This window comes from Pseudohongiella spirulinae (assembly GCF_001444425.1).
In the GTDB taxonomy this organism is placed as follows: domain Bacteria; phylum Pseudomonadota; class Gammaproteobacteria; order Pseudomonadales; family Pseudohongiellaceae; genus Pseudohongiella; species Pseudohongiella spirulinae.
In genome coordinates this window covers 1,600,015-1,617,039 of sequence record NZ_CP013189.1, presented here as the reverse complement: position 1 = coordinate 1,617,039, position 17,025 = coordinate 1,600,015, and the positions used below count along the sequence as shown (strand labels likewise).

Sequence of the window (17,025 nt, the reverse complement as noted above, 5' to 3'; positions counted from 1 at the left end):
AAGGCCCGGTCAAATACAAGCGCGATGATGTGCTGCCTGCGAATCAATCTACTGCCGCAATAACCTGGGCAAAGGCTGCATTCGCATAACCGGCAATGACGTTCTGACAGGATTGATTTCCAGACCGCCGCGACGCAGAAAATTGATCTGTACAGTTAAATATTCCGGTGCGCACACCGCCATGATGTCGCGATAAATCTGTTCAGCACAGTGTTCATGAAATCCTTCGTGCTGGCGATAGGAAATCACATAACGAAGCAGACCCTCATGGTCAATGGCGTCGCCCGTGTAACTAATGATGACTGTCCCCCAGTCTGGCTGCGCCGTGACCGGACAGTTGGAACGGAAAAGATTGGAAGCAAGCACTTCGGTCACGGAAACCGCACCTTCGCTTACAGGCCCCGCAAGCTGCAGAAGTCTCCTGTCAGGTTTAAAAATTCGCGCGGATACATTCAGCCGATCCAGCAATACAGCGTTTTCTGGAATCGCCTGAAGCCGCTGCGTTGAAGTCTGCCCTTCGCCAGGCAATTGGATTGTGACGATAACGTCGCCGCCTGCCGCCGTCGCCAAATCTTTTTGTATGCATTTTCTGGCTTCTTCTGCACTGGCAAAGGTATGTTGATTTAAGGAATTGAAATACAGCTTCATTGATTTGGATTCCACAATATTGGTGGAATCACAGGACACCAGCACATCACCTGTTGCAACTACCGGCATGCCATTCGGCCGCAGCCACGACAGTTCATAGGCGCGCCAATGGTCGAAGCCCCGAAAAGGCAGTGCTGACTCGATTATCCCGAGAGAAGTCCGGTTCATAGACCGGGGGACACTATAGAGAAGCGCGGGGTCGTAGGTCTCCGGATAGGTGGTCGCCTGACCGAGCGGGTTTGTCTTGATCGTCGTCAATGTCGTAATCCTGTGCCGCGACGCAATAATATCAACGCTACAGCATATAAAACCGAGCCAAACAGCAGCAACATAAATACGGCCCAATAGATATTGACATCGCTGCTGCCGAGAATTCCGTACCTGAATGTATTGACCATATACAGTACCGGGTTCAGAGCAGAGATCCACTGACCTGCAGTTGGCAAAAGTTCAATTGAATAAAATACCCCACCCAGGTAAATCAATGGTGTAAGCACGAAGGTGGGGATTATGGATATGTCATCGAATGTATTGGCAAACAGGGCATTGATGAATCCAGCCAGCGAAAACACCATTGCAGTCAGTAACACCACCAGAATGGTGAGCAAGGGATGTTCGATTGAGAGCGAGGTGAAGATAAACGACATCATCGTCACCATAATGCCTACGGCCAGACCTCGAGCCATTCCACCGGCCACGAATCCCAGCAGGATGATGAAATTGGGTACCGGCGAGACCAGAATTTCTTCTACACAGCGCTGGAACTTGTTGCTGAAGAACGACGATGAAACATTGGCGTATGAATTTTGTATAACCGCCATCATGATCAATCCGGGGACAATAAAATCGATATAGTTGTACCCGCCCATTTCGCCTATTCGACGACCGATCAAATTCCCGAAGATAAGATAATACAGACCGATTGTAATAGCTGGCGGAACAAGAGTCTGCATCCAGATTCTCGAAAAGCGCCGGATCTCTTTGATTAAAATGGTTTCGAAAGCAACAAACTTGTGATTAGCAAACATGATCAATATGTCCTGCTTATTGAACCGGTCGCAGGCTGGAGAGGAACAACTCTTCAAGCCTGTTGGTTTTATTGCGCATACTTTTAACCAGTACCTGCTGACCGCTTAAAACGGCGAACACCTCATTAATATCACGACTGGTGCTCATATTTACTTCAAAGCTATGACTGTCCAGTAACTGGACATGAATATCCGGATCATTAAATTGTGGCACCTGATGCAGCTCGCTAAAGGTGTCAAAAACCAGGGTCTGTCGTGCAAGCTTGCCCAGCAGGGCTCGCATACTGGTATTTTCGACGATTTCGCCGTGATTGATGATGGCAATATTGCGGCACAGGTTCTCGGCTTCTTCCAGGTAATGGGTGGTCAGAATAATCGTGGTGCCTCTATTGTTAATCTCTTGCAGAAACTCCCACATGGATCGCCGCAGCTCGATATCCACGCCTGCGGTCGGCTCATCCAGGATTAACAGACGAGGCTCATGAACAAGCGCCCTGGCAATCATCAACCTGCGCTTCATGCCACCCGAGAGCATCCTTGAACGATTATCGCGTTTATCCCACAAGTCCAGCTTCTTGAGATATTTTTCTGTGCGCTCCCGCGCCAGTTTACCTTTCAGACCATAATAGCCAGCCTGGGTAAGAACAATATCACCGACTTTTTCAAACTGACTGAAATTGACTTCCTGTGGCACGATTCCCAGTGACAATTTTGTCTCATAGGTATGAGTCTGCAGGTCTTTGCCAAATATGCTGATGCTGCCTGACGTTGCCCGCACCAGAGTGGAAATTATGCCGATGGTGGTGGACTTGCCCGCCCCATTGGGACCGAGCAGCGCAAAAAAATCATTTTCCCGCACATCCAGGTCAATGCCTTTCAGTGCTACATGACCATTATCATAAGTTTTGTGCAGATCGCGGATGGAGATGGCGTATTGAGCAGAGTCGTTCATATCTGTTCCCGATTAACTGGCAGACAAGACACTATCATATGAATCCGGCCAAAAAAAAAGCCTGGCAAAAGCCAGGCTTGAATATGGCGTCCCCTAGGGGTTTCGAACCCCTGTTGCCGGGATGAAAACCCGGTGTCCTAGGCCTCTAGACGAAGGGGACAGAAAACTTTGTTTCCTGCCTTATTGCAGAAAGCGGCGCGAATTTTAAGAATCTGGCGAGCCGCCGTCAAGTAAAATCTTTTAATCTGAAGAACAATTATTTTCTGGCAAATGTCCTCACTCAGACAGCGCGCGAATAATAGCAAAACAGATGGTGAAGCGATAGGCCTGTCATTAAAAATGAGCAATTATTTTTATTAAATGATAGTTTTTGCCCGTGGTAACTCAAATGTATCGGAGGATGAGACGGAATGTTGGCTTTAATCAGCTTGATACTGGCCCTTCTGCTGACGGCGGCGATAGTCATCGCATTGCATCGCTTCCAGGAAACGTCCCGGGCCAAAGCGGCTGATCGGGAGCAGAGCCTGCCGCCCCTGCACCTGGATCGAGGGGATGAGAATGAGTCAGATCCGGCTCAAACTCTCGACACAGACGAAGAATCTGATGCCTCTGACATGCAAGACTCCGGACCTTCCGTCGACTGGAAGCAGCAAAGTCAACTACTGAAAGATTCCGGGGATTATGAGTCAGCTTTGCAGATAAGCCAGCAGGCCTGGCCTCAGTGGCAAAGTTATCAACAAGCTGCGGTCATCATGCGGGCCGCAATAAGGTCAGCCGATGCAGAGAATTCGGACAAGTGGCTCATCAGGCTGTATCAACTGGCAGCGCAGGCCGGCTTTCTGCACGACAAGATAGACGGTTTGCCGCAACCAGGCTGGCAGACACTGGCCCGACAATTCAGTCTTCAGGACTTGAACGCAATGCATTTCGACTGGCATGTGCTGGGCTACCGACATATGCGGTTGCTGACAAAAACCGATATTCGTCAGATGTCTAAGGCCTGGGGAGAACCGGAAAATCACCAGAGTGCGAAGCAGCATTATCAGAAAGTCTTTATAAGCCAATCGGCTTATTGACCATTTTATCGTAAATATGTCAATCTCATGGCGATTTAAACGGTAATATGGTGTCAGTCACTCATGTCTCCCCGATATCCGCCGATAAAACGGATATCCGACGGACTGACGCCGTTTTGCATACCCGACCTCAGAGAGCCTCAGGCATGAGCTTGAAAGAAAAGCGTAACCGTCCCCGCACACCAGACGTGGAGCCGGATCTGCTTGAGCAGGGCATCAGCCAGCTTGAGCTGGAAATCCGCACCCTGCAGGACTGGATTGGCAGCATAGGCCCAGGGGAAGTCGAACACCGCAGATCCTACGAGGACATGTTGCGAAGCCGGCAGGAAATGCTTGTGTCTCTGAAGCGTCAACAAACCGAATTAGCCCAAAAGTCCAGCAAATGATTCCAGCTATTGCCGCAGCGCCGGCCCGAGTTATGCTGCAGTTACAGGCAGCAATGAACAGTAAAGTCGATCCTGAGTGGATCAGCGCACGCTACCCTTATTTGCGCGCCGTGGTTATCGAGGCGGCAGAAGCCATAGAGCACCATGGCTGGAAATGGTGGAAGAAGCAGTTAATGGATCTTCCGCAGTTACAGATGGAAATAATTGATATATGGCATTTTATTCTTTCCGAAATGCTGCTTGAAAATGACGGCAATGTGGAAAATACTCTGCCACAGCTTACTGATTGGCAGTATGAGAACACGCTTGAATTTGATAGTCAGACATACACCATCAATGAGCGTTCACTGCTCGACAAACTCGAACTGTTGATCGCCCTCTCCGCCTCACGCCGTATAGATTTGAGCGTTTTTGCAGCTATCATGAAGGACTGTGAACTCGACTGGTCATCACTGTTTACACAATATGTCGGAAAAAATGTGCTTAATTTTTTCCGACAGGATAACGGCTACAAGGAAGGCCATTATCAAAAACTGTGGAACGGGCGTGAAGACAACGAAATTCTGGTTGAGGTTATGGGGGGGCTGGATGCCAACGACCCCCTCTACGCGGAACACTTGTACAATGGGCTGCGGGACCGCTACCCTGCCCGGCCCTGATCACTTGAAATAGGCATTTTCGCGATTGCTGTGATCGGTGACATCTCGAACGCCGGTCAAACCCGGAATCTGATCCATCAGTGTCTTCTCAACGCCTTCTTTCAACGTGACATCCACCATGCCACAGCCCTGGCAGCCGCCACCAAACTTCAAGACTGCAATACTGTCATCCACGATATCTTCCAGGCTTACCACGCCACCGTGTGACGCGAGGGACGGGTTGACTTCGTTATAAAGCACATAATTGATGCGGTCTTCCAGCGGCGAATCTTCGCGGATCTTTGGCAGCCTCGAGTTTGGCGCTTTAATCGTTAGCTGCCCGCCCATGCTGTCCTTTGCATAGTCCACAACCGCCTCTTCAAGGAACGGGATGCTGCGCTTTTCTATCCAGGCGTTGAAATCCTCAAACGTCATGAGCTCATCTTCGTCTTTCTGTTCGCCGGGCCGGCAAAAGGAAATGCATGTTTCGGCCTTGGGTGTGCCTGGGTCCAGTATAAACACCCGGATGCCAATGCCGTCAGCATCCTGCTTACTCAGTAACTGGGCCAGGTACTCCTGTGCGGGCTCGGTAATGGTAATCATAAATTGCCTCTTGATTTAATAGCCGAGTATTTTACTCGGTTATTAAGAATTTTCCAGCCCGACAGTATGGCAAGAGACAAAAAATATCGGTTGCCGCCGCGCATCTGTTAGAATTGCGCCCTCTTTTTGCGACACAATTGATGGACCTGATCATGAGCAGACACCGAAACTGGAAAACACTCGAAGACGCACTGAGCAAACGCATTCTGGTTCTGGACGGCGCGATGGGCACCATGATTCAGGCGGCAAAACTCGGCGAGAGTGATTTTCGAGGACAGCGCTTTGCTGACCACGGCTCAGATCTGACAGGCAATAATGACCTGCTGACCCTGACTCGTCCGGATCTGATCCGTGATATCCATATGGCATATCTGCAGGCCGGTGCCGATATTATCGAAACCAATACCTTCAATTCAACGGCGGTGTCGCAATCTGATTATCAACTGCAGGCGCTGGTGTACGAACTTAATGCTGAAGGTGCCAGGATCGCCAGGCAGTGCTGCGATGCGGCAGGCGCCGAAACACCTGAAAAGCCACGTTTTGTGGCAGGTGTGGTCGGACCTACCAGCCGAACGGCATCCCTTTCTCCCGACGTTAACGATCCGGGCTACCGAAATACGGACTTTGATACGCTGGTAAAGGATTACGAAGTTGCCGTCACCGGCCTGATCGACGGCGGCGCTGACTTGCTGCTGATCGAAACGATTTTTGACACCCTGAATGCTAAGGCGGCGCTTTTTGCTGTTCACAATATCTTTGAAAGAAAGGGTGTTGAGCTGCCGGTCATGATTTCCGGCACCATCACCGATGCCAGCGGTCGCACCTTGTCGGGACAGACGGTTGAGGCTTTCTGGAACTCCATCGAGCACGTTAGACCACTTTCTGTTGGTTTTAACTGCGCCCTGGGTGCAGAGCAGCTAAGACCACATATCGAGGAAATATCCGGGCTGGCCAACACCTTCGTGTCTGCCCATCCGAATGCCGGCCTGCCAAATGAGTTCGGAGAGTACGATCAAAGCGCAAAAGAAATGGCTGATATTGTTGAGGAATTTGCTGCCAGCGGTTTCCTGAATATCATAGGTGGTTGCTGCGGCACAACACCTCAGCACATTCGTGCGGTGTCCGAAGCTGTGTCGCGCCACAAGCCTCGTGTCATCCCGAATATACCCGTTAAATGCCGCCTCAGTGGTCTGGAGGCCTTCAATATCGGGCCAGAGTCCCTGTTTGTCAATGTTGGCGAGCGAACCAACATTACCGGCTCCAAGAAATTCGCCCGCCTGATTCGTGAGGAACACTACGCTGAGGCATTGGATGTGGCCTTGCAACAGGTCGAGAATGGCGCACAGATTATCGACATCAACATGGACGAAGGTATGCTTGATTCACGGGCCGCCATGGAGAAGTTCCTGCGCTTGATTGCTGCCGAACCCGATATCTGTCGTGTGCCAATCATGATCGACTCCTCCAAGTGGGAGGTGATAGAAACAGGTCTGAAAAATATTCAGGGCAAGGGCATTGTAAACTCCATCAGCCTTAAAGAAGGCGAACAGGACTTTCTGGAGAAGGCCCGCCTCTGTCGCCGCTATGGCGCAGCGGTTGTGGTTATGGCCTTTGACGAAAGCGGCCAGGCCGATACCCTGGAGAAAAAGCAGGCCATCTGTCAACGCAGTTATGACCTGCTGGTGGAAGAAGCCCGCTTCCCTCCTCAGGACATCATTTTTGATCCCAATATTTTTGCGATCGCTACAGGTATAGAAGAACACAATAACTACGCAGTCGATTTTATTGAAAGCTGTCGTTATATCCGCAAAAACCTGCCACACGCTCTGATATCGGGCGGGGTCAGCAATGTGTCGTTCTCCTTCCGTGGCAACGATCCTGTGCGGGAAGCCATTCACTCTGTGTTCCTGTTTCACGCCATACAGGCGGGCCTGAATATGGGAATCGTGAATGCCGGGCAGTTGGCTGTTTACGACCAGATTCCCGATGAATTGCGAGAACGGGTTGAAGATATCGTGCAGAACCGCAGGCCCGACGGGACAGACCGGCTCATGGAAATCGCTGCCAAATACAGTGGCGGGGCCAGCAATGAATCTCAGGAAGACCTGAGCTGGCGCGAACGTCCGGTTCAGGAGCGCATCACTCACGCACTGGTCAAGGGTATTACACGCTATATTGACGAGGATACTGAACAGGCTCGACAGCTGTTTGACAAGCCGATACAAGTCATCGAAGGCCCGTTGATGGACGGCATGAACGTAGTTGGTGACCTGTTTGGCAGCGGCAAGATGTTTTTACCACAGGTGGTCAAAAGCGCCCGGGTCATGAAGCAGGCAGTGGCCTACCTGCTACCCTATATTGAGGCGGAAAAGCTCAAGTCAGGTGACCAGCAACAGTCCAAGGGCAAGATGTTGCTGGCGACCGTAAAAGGCGATGTTCATGATATCGGTAAAAATATTGTAGGCGTGGTACTGGCTTGCAATAACTACGACATCATCGATCTGGGCGTCATGGTGCCTTGCGAAAAAATTCTGCAGCAGGCTCGTGAGCATAATGTTGATGTCATTGGACTTAGCGGATTGATCACGCCTTCATTGGACGAAATGGTGCATGTTGCGAAAGAAATGCAGCGGCAGAATTTTGATATCCCGCTCTTGATTGGTGGCGCAACAACCTCCAAAGCACACACAGCGGTCAAGATCGAGCAGCACTATAAGAACAATGCAACCATTTATGTTCCGGATGCATCACGCAGCGTTACAGTAGTCAGCAATCTGTTAAACAAGGAAAGTTACGGTCCTTTTGTTGACAATGTCAGAGCCGAGTATGACAAGATTCGGGCGCGTACGGCCGGGCGGGATCAACGCAGTTCCCTGCTGCCATTCAGCGAGGCGGTGGATAATGCCGGACGATTCAACTGGCATAACGATACCATAACCCGCCCGACCCTGATCGGCAGCCAGGTATTGGATGATTACCCTCTGGAGGCACTGGTCCCGTATATAGACTGGACCCCCTTCTTTATCACCTGGAGCCTTGCTGGCAAGTATCCAGCCATCCTGCAGGATGATGTTGTCGGGCAGGCAGCGCGCGACCTCTTTGACGACGCCCAAGGCCTGCTGTCTGATATCATCAAACACAAAAAACTCAAGGCCCAGGCCGTTTTTGGATTCTGGCCAGCCGCCCGAACGGCGCCCAATGATGTGACATTGTATGCTGACGAAGGCCATAGACAGGCGCTGCACACCTTTAACTTCCTCAGACAACAAAGTGTAAAGGGACAAGATATACCGAACCTGTGCCTGGCTGATTTTGTTGCCTCAGAAGAGCAGGCCGAAACTGACTATCTGGGTGCCTTTGCAGTGACTGCCGGAATTGGCGCACAGGAGTTGGCTGAGCAGTACCAACAGGAGAACAACGACTACAACGCCTTGATGGTGAAGGCATTGGCAGATCGATTAGCGGAGGCATTTGCAGAGCATCTGCACGAAAGGGTTCGCAAAGAGTTCTGGCCTTACGCCGTCAATGAGACTCTGGATAATGAGTCACTGATAAAGGAAAAATATCGCGGAATTCGCCCGGCCCCAGGTTATCCCGCCTGCCCTGAACATTCGGATAAAGTCGCAATATTTGAATTATTGGGTGTCAAAGACAAGATCAATATGTCTTTAACAGAGAGTTATGCCATGTTGCCGGCAGCGGCTGTGAGCGGTTTCTATTTTGCACACCCAGAGTCCCGCTATTTTTCAGTAGGCAAAATTAACGATGATCAGCTCGAAGATTTCGCTTCCCGGCGCGGTGTAGACATTGCCACAGCGAAGCAGCTACTGCAGCCAAATCTTCTTGATTGAATTTAAAATGAACAGGACATCTAATGACTGAGCATCAAAATCAGCCTGACCAGAAGCAGTCTCAAGAACCGCAGAAAGAAAATAGAAAGTTGTCATTCTGGCAAACCATGGGCAGTGTCATTGCCGCCAGCTTTGGTGTACAGAGTCAGAAAAACAAAGAGCGCGACTTCGAAAAAGGCTCCATTTCGGGCTTTATCGCTGCCGCGCTCATTTTTACGGTTGTGTTCGTGGTAACTTTGGTCGTGATAGTCAGGCTGGTCTTGCCTTGAGTTAACCGGCGACGTAAAAAATCACTAACCCCACAAGCACAACCACTATTGCAAAAATCGCCAGCGCATCAACGCTGCTGTTAGCCTGCAATTCTTCTTCGGTATAGCCGTTGTCAGTGTGATCGCTCATAAAGTCCGCCTGTGCGTAAGGTTTTTGGATGCGAAGGCATTTTAATGGATTCCACCCTAATATCAAGAGTCCCGCAGAAATCACTTCTGGTCATACTGATATGAAAAAGCACCATATTCCATTACGTAGTAATCAGTATATGTTTTTATTACAATAAGAACCTAAATTAAATGAGCAGTACTGATCTATGTACCGATATGACAACTACGATCACCAGATGCTGGCTGATCGGGTCGCTCAATTCCGTGACCAGACCAATCGTTATCTTGCAGGCAAACTGTCAGACGCCGAGTTCCTGCCCCTGCGACTGCAGAACGGATTATACGTCCAGCGCCTCGCCCCTATGCTGCGCGTTGCCATCCCGTACGGCATGCTGTCCAGTCACCAAATGCGCAAGCTGGCGTTTATTGCCGATCATTACGATAAGGGTTACGGCCACCTGACGACACGTCAGAACATACAGTTCAACTGGCCCAGGATGGCGGATGTGCCTGATATCCTTGCACACCTGGCCGAGGTTGAAATGCACGCCATTCAGACCAGCGGCAATTGCATCCGCAATACAACAACCGATCAGTTTGCTGGTGTGGCGGCCGAAGAGACCGAAGATGCGCGCCACTATTGCGAAATCATCAGGCAGTGGTCCACCTTCCACCCAGAGTTCGCTTACCTGCCGCGTAAATTCAAGATCGCCGTTTGTGGCACAAAGCAGGACCAGGCAGCCACCCAGGTGCACGACATTGGTCTGTACATCATAAAAAACGCCGAGAATGAAACCGGCTTCAGGGTCCTGGTGGGCGGCGGCCTTGGCCGCACCCCGGTTATTGGCAGTGAAATCTGCGACTTTCTGCCCAAACGGCATCTGCTGAGCTATCTGGATGCGATACTGCGCGTTTACAACAGCGAGGGGCGAAGAGACAACAAATACAAGGCTCGCATCAAGATACTGGTTAAAGAAACGGGTGTAGAGGCATTCCGGGATAAAGTAAACCAGGAGTGGCAGGCCGTAAAAGACGGACCCTTGACGCTTACTGATGAAGAAATAGCTCGTTGCGCCGCCTTTTTCCACGACCCGGCCTATAAAGTGCTGCCCGATAGCAGCGACACCCTCTCCGCCTCCGTGCATTCAGATTTGCTGTTCGCCTCCTGGTTTGAGCAAAATGTCAGTCAGCACAAACGTCTGGGCTACAGCATTGTGACCCTTTGCCTTAAGCAGACCGGCTTCGCGCCCGGGGATATCACTTCCGATCAGATGCGGTTTATCGCCAACCTGGCGGACGAGTTCAGTTTTGGTGAAATGCGCATCACACACACTCAGAACCTCGTGCTGGCTGATGTGGAATCAGACCGCCTTTACGAACTTTGGCAGGCACTCAAGGCGTTTGACCTGCAGGCCGATAATCTCGGTTTACTCAGCGATATCATCTGCTGTCCGGGAGGTGACTTTTGCGCCCTGGCTAATGCCAAGTCCATCCCGATTGCTGAGTCCATCCAGCGTTCATTCAGTCGTCAAGAGCTGCAAGACCTGGGGCAGGTATCATTAAATATCTCCGGCTGTATGAATGCCTGTGGACATCACCATGTTGGCAACATTGGCATTCTGGGTGTTGATAAAAAAGGCGAAGAGTTCTATCAAGTATCGCTTGGTGGTTCTGCCAGTAACACCACGGCACTTGGCAAAATTGTAGGTCCGGCATTCTCGGCTGAGGAAATCCCCGGCGTTATTCGCTGTATCATGAATGTGTATCAGCAGCACCGGACTGGCAAAGAGAGCTTCCTGGACACCTACGACAGGATTGGAATGGAACCTTTCAAATCGGCGCTTTACAGCAAGCCGACAACCGATACAGCTGCTCTGTCACACATGGCCTGACAATGAGCAGAGCGACAGGACATCAACTATGACAGTTGCAGCAGACTGGATTATCAAAGACGCACAACAATTACCACAGCCATGGCGCATTCTGGACGAGTCACTGGGCGTTGATGCGCTGGCGGAGCTGGAGGGTGTGGATATTATCGTGCCTCTATGCTGCTGGCTTGCAGAACAGGGATTCATCAGCAGCCGTCCAGGTCGGACCGGAGTGTGGCTGGACAGTCATGAAAAAACTGACACACTGCTGAGCGCCCCCGAGGTCGATATTAACGGGATTGACATTATTGCCGTGCATTTTCCGGTGTTCAGTGACGGGCGTGGATACAGCCTTGCCCGATCGCTGCGGCAAAATCTTCGCTACCAGGGTGACGTGATGGCATTCGGCGACATTCTTCGCGATCAGGCTTTTTACTTGACGCGATGCGGCTTTAATGTGCTGGCACCAAGGCCAGATCAGAACCCTGAAGATATGATAAGAGCCCTGTATGATTTCAAGGACGCTTATCAGAGCAGCTCCGTGCAGGAGCTGCCCCTGTTCAGACGTCGCGCCTGATAGCTGTATCCGACATCAGGCGTCTGATCAGTCGTGCAGGCTCAATACCAACCGGCCTGTTGAGCGTCCCTGAAACACCTGATCAAGAGCATCAGAAAGATCTTCCAGCTTCACACTCGAGTGGAGCCTTCGTAATTGCGCCGGTTTCCAGTTGCCTGCCAGTTTATTCCACATCTGGCGCTTGTGCTCAATCGGCAGATTGACAGAATCGACACCCAACAGATTCACACCACGCAAGATAAAAGGGAAAACCGACGCCTCAAAATTCGGCGATGCAACCAGGCCACAACAGGCCACGCTGCCACCGTAGCGTAATGACTTGACGACGTTGAACAGAATATCTCCGCCGACGGCATCGACCGCCCCTGCCCACTGTTCTTTCAGCAAGGGTCTCGGATTGACCGATTGAAAGTTTTCGCGACCAATAAGCTCAGTTGCACCCAGCTCTCTCAGAAACTGCTGCGCAGACTCTGAGCCAGTCATTGCTGTCACCTGAAACCCAAGCTGAGACAACAAGGCGACCGCAAAGCTTCCAACTCCACCGCTGGCGCCGGTCACCAGGACCGGGCCCTGATCTTGGTGCAGACCGTTTAACAGCAATTTTTCAACGCATAGCGCAGCAGTAAAGCCCGCCGTGCCAATGATCATGCTTTCTTCAAGGCTCAATCCAGCCGGTTTTTTGACGATCCAGCTTGCCGGCACACGAATGAACTGGCCAAATCCTCCATCGGTATTCATACCAAGGTCATAACCGATGACAATTACCTGATCACCGGCCTGGAAGGCCGGATCCAGAGATTCTGCGACGATGCCGGCTGCGTCAATACCTGGCGTATGCGGATACTGTCGAGTCACCCCCTTGTTGCCCCGGGCAGACAAAGCATCTTTGTAATTCAATGAAGAATAAGCCACTCTGATGAGCACTTCTCCCTCGGGCAACTCGGCCACCTTGCGAGTGACCAGCTGCGAACTGTAAGTAGCTTTGCCTTGATCCGACGTCTGTTCACTAACTCTCAATGCCCGAAAGTCCTGTTGATCCAGTTCCATGTTAAATCCTTACTTGATAGGTGCCTAGAATTGTTCAGGTGTGCGCGCTCTTTGCCACCAGCGCAGTAATGTTTTATCCATCGCATGATGCAGGCTGGCACCGATTTTCTCGCCCAGAGGAATGCGTATTTCATAGGTGACTTCATAGACATCAGCCTGGTCACAGGCCTGGACAATGTAGTCATCACTGGTGCCGATCATATCCACCATATTCCGGTCCTGAGCTTGCAGTCCAACCCAGGTTTCTCCGGTTGCTATTTCATCAATATCAACAACCGGGCGGTACTTTTTAACCCAGTCTTTGAATAGTCCATGCATGTCCTCAACATCCTGCCGGACCTTATCACGCCCCTTTTCAGTGACTTCTGTAAAGGGTGTCAGCGTGCGCTTGTATTCTCCGGCGGTGATCATTTCGAAGTCCACATCGTTCTTTTTCAGCAAGCGATGCACATTAGGCATCTGCACCAGCACCCCGATGGAACCGAGAATCGCAAAAGGTGCCGCCATCACCCGGTCTGCAACACAGGCCATCATGTAACCACCACTGGCCGCCACCTTATCGACACAGACAGACAGCGGAATATCCTTCTGTTTAATCCTTAGTAACTGAGAGGCCGCAAGTCCATAGGCATGCACCATCCCGCCCGGACTTTCCAGTCGCAACATGACCTCATCCTGTGGCTCTGCCATGGTCAGCACAGCCGTAATCTCCTCTCGTAGCGAATCCAGTCCACTGGCTTCCATGTCACCATCAAAACTCAGCACATAAACCCGGCGGCGGCGCGATTCTTCAGCGCTGCTGTTCTGTTTATGTTGTCTGGCTTCTGCTTTTTCCTGTTTTTTATGTTGTTTGAGTAACTTTTTAAAGGCAGTTTTGTCGAGCACAGTTCGTTGCAAAGACTCCTTGAGGGACTCAATTTCTTTATTAAGGTGCACAACACTGAGAGTGCCGCGCTGCATGCTGCGCTTGCTTCGCTGACCTGCCGCAACGATAAGCGTGACTACTGCAAAGACCGCAACAACTATAGTCACTGCCCGTGCCAGAAACATCAAATAGTCAATCAAATATTCCAATGCCTAATCTCCTTTAATCGCATTTATTCGCTGTACAAATTGCTCGATTAGCTGCCCCGCCACGCTGATGGCTGCCGAGGGAATCCGGGGCAGATGATCGACTGAAAACCAAGCCGCATCGGATAATTCTTCCGGACAAGGTGTGATCTCTCCGTCCAGGTAGTCTGCATAATAAGCCAGCATCAGCTGAGAGGGAAATGGCCAGGGCTGGCTGCGCACGTAGCGGATATTATGTATCCGGATACCCACCTCTTCATAAACTTCGCGGGCCACCGCTTCCTCGGCACTTTCGCCCGGCTCAATGAAACCCGCCAGACAACTGTAAAAATCCGCACCCGGGCGACTGCTTCGGGCCAACAGAACCTGCTCTCCCCTGGTTACCAGAACAATAATGCAGGGATTTATACGCGGATAATACTCACGGCCACAGTCTGCACAGCTCAGAAACCGTCCGGACTCCGCAATGGTGGTGGCGGCGCCACAGGCCCCACAATACCGATGTGTCATATACCAATGACTAAGCTGGCTGGCTCTGCCCAGCAGGGAGAATGCTTCGAAGCCATTATCCAACAGGAAGTTCCGGACTGAAATTGGCTCTGCACCATCAAGGTTGCAAAGTGATTCAAGCTGAACCAACTGGCATGCGTCGTCGTGTCCGAATACACCATCCACAGGCAGAACAGACTCCACGTCCAGTTGCCTGGTTTGGCAGATATCAGCGGGCCATAAAAACTGCTGCCCGTTAAGTATCACTTTGCCTTGATATAGAAGGATAACAGCAGCTGGCATCAAGCGGTGGGCTCTTGCAACCAGAGACAGCCTCCGCCGCTGCTCTTGTTAATCCGCTCGAGTAATTTTTTGTGAGCCAGTTCCTCTTCAGCGCTGACCCGGGAGATAAACAACTGCACCCCGTCACGATTTACCCGTTGCGTCGTCAACCTCTCTCCATGTGCAGAACTCTCATCGGCGCCGAGACCCAGGTCGGTTTGACCACCAGTTAACAGCAGATAAACATCGGCCAGAATTTCAGAGTCCAGCAGTGCCCCGTGCAGTTCGCGGTGCGAGTTATCAACCTCGTAGCGCTTGCAGAGTGCGTCAAGACTGTTTCGTTGACCAGGATGTTTGCGTCGAGCCAGTGCCAGGGTGTCAGTAACCTGGCAATAGTCTGACATGCTCCCGTATGTACTGCCCAAACGCTCCAGCTCTGCATCCAGAAAACCGATATCAAACGCCGCGTTGTGAATCAGCAATTCGGCACCGGACACAAAAGCCAGAAATTCGTCAGCAATACCGGCAAAGTCTGGTTTATCAGCCAGAAACTCATTGCTGATACCATGCACCTGCTGCGCCCCTTCGTCGATCTCCCGATCCGGCCTGATATACTGATGATAGTGCCTGCCAGTCAAACGACGATTTTCCAGCTCAACACAACCGATTTCGATAATACGATGTCCCTGGGAGGCTTCCAGGCCTGTCGTTTCAGTATCCAATACAATCTGACGCATTAGTTCATCGCTCCGCTTGATTCATCAATACCCTGATTCGCCAGTTGATCAGCCAGCTCATTCAAAGGATGTCCGCTGTGTCCTTTGACCCAGTGCCAGCTAATCCTGTGCTGCTGACTCAACTCATCAAGCACCTGCCATAGATCCTGATTAAGTACCGGCTTTTTTGCTGCCGTCTTCCAGCCACGCCGCTTCCAGTCGCTCATCCACTCACTGATGCCGTTCAGCACGTAGCGCGAATCGCTGTAAAGTTGAACCTCACAATCATCACGTTTAAGTGCCTGCAGCGCCTTAATTACCGCAGTAAGTTCCATACGGTTATTCGTTGTTGCCAGCTCACCACCATAAAGTCGCTTTTCAGAGCCTTTGTAACGAAGCACAGCACCCCATCCACCGGGTCCAGGATTACCCCTGCAGGCTCCATCTGTATATATTTCAATTACATCCTGCAAAATACTAACCTTGATTATTTATTTGGAATTGTTCTCGCCAGGCTCTGTTCTGGGCCGAAACGGCAACACACGGCTTTCCCTGACTGGCTGAACGCGCGCTGTATCTACCAATGACACACCCAGTGTCGGGCGCCGCAATTTGCGCCAGCGCGGCGTAACCGGGATAAGAGGCGTACGCTGCTTGCTGGCAACTACCAGGTAAAACGCGCCTGTGGGATTACCCAGGCGATCAAGCCAACGTTCAATATCATGCGCCCGGGCCAGTAACCGTGGGTGTTTAAGCGGGGGCAGAAATCCACCATAACTCACGGAGTCAATGTGGAAGTCCAGCAGGCTCAGCCAATCGGCCAGACGCCTGCGTGACAGAAACCTGGCATTCCAGGGGGTTGTTGGACGCCAACGTATCAAACGGGCCAGGCCCCATAAACTCAGTGGATTAAACCCCACTATCAACAGTCGACCGCCCGGTCTCAGTACGCGCGTCGCTTCGCGCAACAAGCGGTGACTGTCCTGGGTATAGTCCAGCGCATGATGCACAAGTACTGCGTCAATACTGTCTGTCTCCAGGGGCAAGGCTTCGATGCTGGCAACAGCATGACGACGCTCGGGGCGCCAAACGGGGGCAAATTTGATTTTATGAGCGACCAGACAGTCGCCCAGCATGTCGACGTCCGGGGCACAGCTCAATTGCAGAACGTGATAGCCAAATACTCTGCTGAGCACGGGCGACAATGAGCGCCGCTCGGCCTCAAGCAGGGCGCTGCCCAGCGGCGAACTCAGCCACTCGGTGAGAGCTGGTTCCAACGCTGCCGCATCTGGCAGCGCGGCACGGCGATCAGATCTATTCGTCATTTGAGATTCCTTGATCCAGGGATTCTAGCACCCACCCGGCTCGGGACCAAAGCGGATCTGTTATCATTCAGGTTAATTGTATCGG

At 51.4% G+C, this 17,025-nt stretch carries 18 protein-coding genes and 1 tRNA gene; 7 read left to right on the top strand and 12 right to left on the bottom strand.

Translation table 11 applies throughout. The features are described 5' to 3' along the window. Positions 1 to 48: 48 nt before the first annotated feature. The 4 genes from queF to PS2015_RS07290 all read right to left on the bottom strand — a co-directional run bounded on the left by queF (position 49) and on the right by PS2015_RS07290 (position 2,788). Complete coding sequence (gene queF / locus PS2015_RS07305; RefSeq protein WP_058021594.1) at positions 49 to 906, bottom strand: NADPH-dependent 7-cyano-7-deazaguanine reductase QueF; 858 nt, start codon at positions 904 to 906, stop codon at positions 49 to 51. Next, positions 903 to 1,676, bottom strand: coding sequence for an ABC transporter permease (locus tag PS2015_RS07300; protein WP_058021593.1), 774 nt, complete (start codon positions 1,674 to 1,676; stop codon positions 903 to 905). The genes queF and PS2015_RS07300 overlap by 4 nt, the downstream gene beginning before the upstream one ends. A 16-nt stretch (positions 1,677 to 1,692) precedes the next feature. Next, on the bottom strand, positions 1,693 to 2,628 hold the full coding sequence (locus PS2015_RS07295; protein WP_058021592.1) for an ABC transporter ATP-binding protein: 936 nt from the start codon (positions 2,626 to 2,628) through the stop codon (positions 1,693 to 1,695). Between the two features lie 84 nt (positions 2,629 to 2,712). Next, a tRNA-Glu gene (locus tag PS2015_RS07290) sits at positions 2,713 to 2,788 on the bottom strand. Between the two features lie 250 nt (positions 2,789 to 3,038). Here PS2015_RS07290 and PS2015_RS07285 point away from each other — a divergent pair. The 3 genes from PS2015_RS07285 (at position 3,039) to PS2015_RS07275 (ending at position 4,749) form a co-directional block, all read left to right on the top strand. Next, positions 3,039 to 3,704 (top strand): hypothetical protein, encoded by a 666-nt coding sequence (locus tag PS2015_RS07285; RefSeq protein WP_058021591.1) that lies wholly within the window; start codon positions 3,039 to 3,041, stop codon positions 3,702 to 3,704. Between the two features lie 146 nt (positions 3,705 to 3,850). Next, complete coding sequence (locus PS2015_RS07280) at positions 3,851 to 4,090, top strand: hypothetical protein (protein ID WP_058021590.1); 240 nt, start codon at positions 3,851 to 3,853, stop codon at positions 4,088 to 4,090. Then, on the top strand, positions 4,087 to 4,749 hold the full coding sequence (locus PS2015_RS07275; protein ID WP_237113405.1) for a dUTP diphosphatase: 663 nt from the start codon (positions 4,087 to 4,089) through the stop codon (positions 4,747 to 4,749). The genes PS2015_RS07280 and PS2015_RS07275 overlap by 4 nt, the downstream gene beginning before the upstream one ends. Here PS2015_RS07275 and nfuA read toward each other — a convergent pair whose 3' ends face one another. Then, on the bottom strand, positions 4,750 to 5,331 hold the full coding sequence (nfuA, locus tag PS2015_RS07270) for a Fe-S biogenesis protein NfuA (protein ID WP_058021589.1): 582 nt from the start codon (positions 5,329 to 5,331) through the stop codon (positions 4,750 to 4,752). A gap of 149 nt (positions 5,332 to 5,480) precedes the next feature. On the opposite strand from nfuA, the gene metH reads away from it, so the two are divergent. Further along, on the top strand, positions 5,481 to 9,182 hold the full coding sequence (gene metH / locus PS2015_RS07265) for a methionine synthase (RefSeq protein WP_418054916.1): 3,702 nt from the start codon (positions 5,481 to 5,483) through the stop codon (positions 9,180 to 9,182). Between the two features lie 23 nt (positions 9,183 to 9,205). Beyond that, the gene (locus PS2015_RS07260; RefSeq protein ID WP_058021588.1) at positions 9,206 to 9,451 is read left to right on the top strand and encodes a DUF2970 domain-containing protein; all 246 of its coding nucleotides are present in this window, start codon (positions 9,206 to 9,208) and stop codon (positions 9,449 to 9,451) included. 1 nt (position 9,452) lies between these two features. Here the strand turns inward: PS2015_RS07260 and PS2015_RS15895 are convergent, their stop codons facing one another. Then, positions 9,453 to 9,581, bottom strand: coding sequence for a hypothetical protein (locus PS2015_RS15895; RefSeq protein WP_257721211.1), 129 nt, complete (start codon positions 9,579 to 9,581; stop codon positions 9,453 to 9,455). Between the two features lie 187 nt (positions 9,582 to 9,768). On the opposite strand from PS2015_RS15895, the gene PS2015_RS07255 reads away from it, so the two are divergent. Further along, on the top strand, positions 9,769 to 11,454 hold the full coding sequence (locus tag PS2015_RS07255; RefSeq protein ID WP_058021587.1) for a nitrite/sulfite reductase: 1,686 nt from the start codon (positions 9,769 to 9,771) through the stop codon (positions 11,452 to 11,454). A gap of 28 nt (positions 11,455 to 11,482) precedes the next feature. Further along, the gene (locus PS2015_RS07250) at positions 11,483 to 12,010 is read left to right on the top strand and encodes a DUF934 domain-containing protein (RefSeq protein ID WP_058021586.1); all 528 of its coding nucleotides are present in this window, start codon (positions 11,483 to 11,485) and stop codon (positions 12,008 to 12,010) included. A 27-nt stretch (positions 12,011 to 12,037) separates the two neighbouring features. Here PS2015_RS07250 and PS2015_RS07245 read toward each other — a convergent pair whose 3' ends face one another. From PS2015_RS07245 to PS2015_RS07220, 6 genes are read right to left on the bottom strand one after another with little or no spacing between them, the layout of a single operon-like run. Next, positions 12,038 to 13,057 carry a YhdH/YhfP family quinone oxidoreductase gene (locus PS2015_RS07245; protein ID WP_058021585.1) on the bottom strand — a complete coding sequence of 340 codons (1,020 nt, stop codon included), beginning with the start codon at positions 13,055 to 13,057 and terminating at the stop codon, positions 12,038 to 12,040. Positions 13,058 to 13,081: 24 nt separating this feature from the next. Continuing rightward, positions 13,082 to 14,131: a protease SohB gene (gene sohB / locus PS2015_RS07240; RefSeq protein ID WP_058021584.1), complete on the bottom strand. Its 1,050-nt coding sequence runs from the start codon at positions 14,129 to 14,131 to the stop codon at positions 13,082 to 13,084. Positions 14,132 to 14,134: 3 nt separating this feature from the next. Further along, a complete protein-coding gene (gene nudC, locus PS2015_RS07235; RefSeq protein ID WP_058021583.1) occupies positions 14,135 to 14,920 on the bottom strand; it encodes an NAD(+) diphosphatase in 786 nt (261 codons plus the stop codon). Then, a complete protein-coding gene (gene dnaQ / locus PS2015_RS07230; RefSeq protein ID WP_058021582.1) occupies positions 14,920 to 15,636 on the bottom strand; it encodes a DNA polymerase III subunit epsilon in 717 nt (238 codons plus the stop codon). The genes nudC and dnaQ overlap by 1 nt, the downstream gene beginning before the upstream one ends. Continuing rightward, entirely contained in the window at positions 15,636 to 16,088 is a 453-nt protein-coding gene (gene rnhA / locus PS2015_RS07225; protein WP_211271219.1) for a ribonuclease HI, read from the bottom strand. Before rnhA ends, dnaQ begins: the two co-directional genes overlap by 1 nt. 18 nt (positions 16,089 to 16,106) lie before the next feature. After that, positions 16,107 to 16,940, bottom strand: a complete 834-nt coding sequence (locus tag PS2015_RS07220; protein ID WP_058021580.1) for a class I SAM-dependent methyltransferase — start codon at positions 16,938 to 16,940, stop codon at positions 16,107 to 16,109. Positions 16,941 to 17,025: the final 85 nt, after the last annotated feature.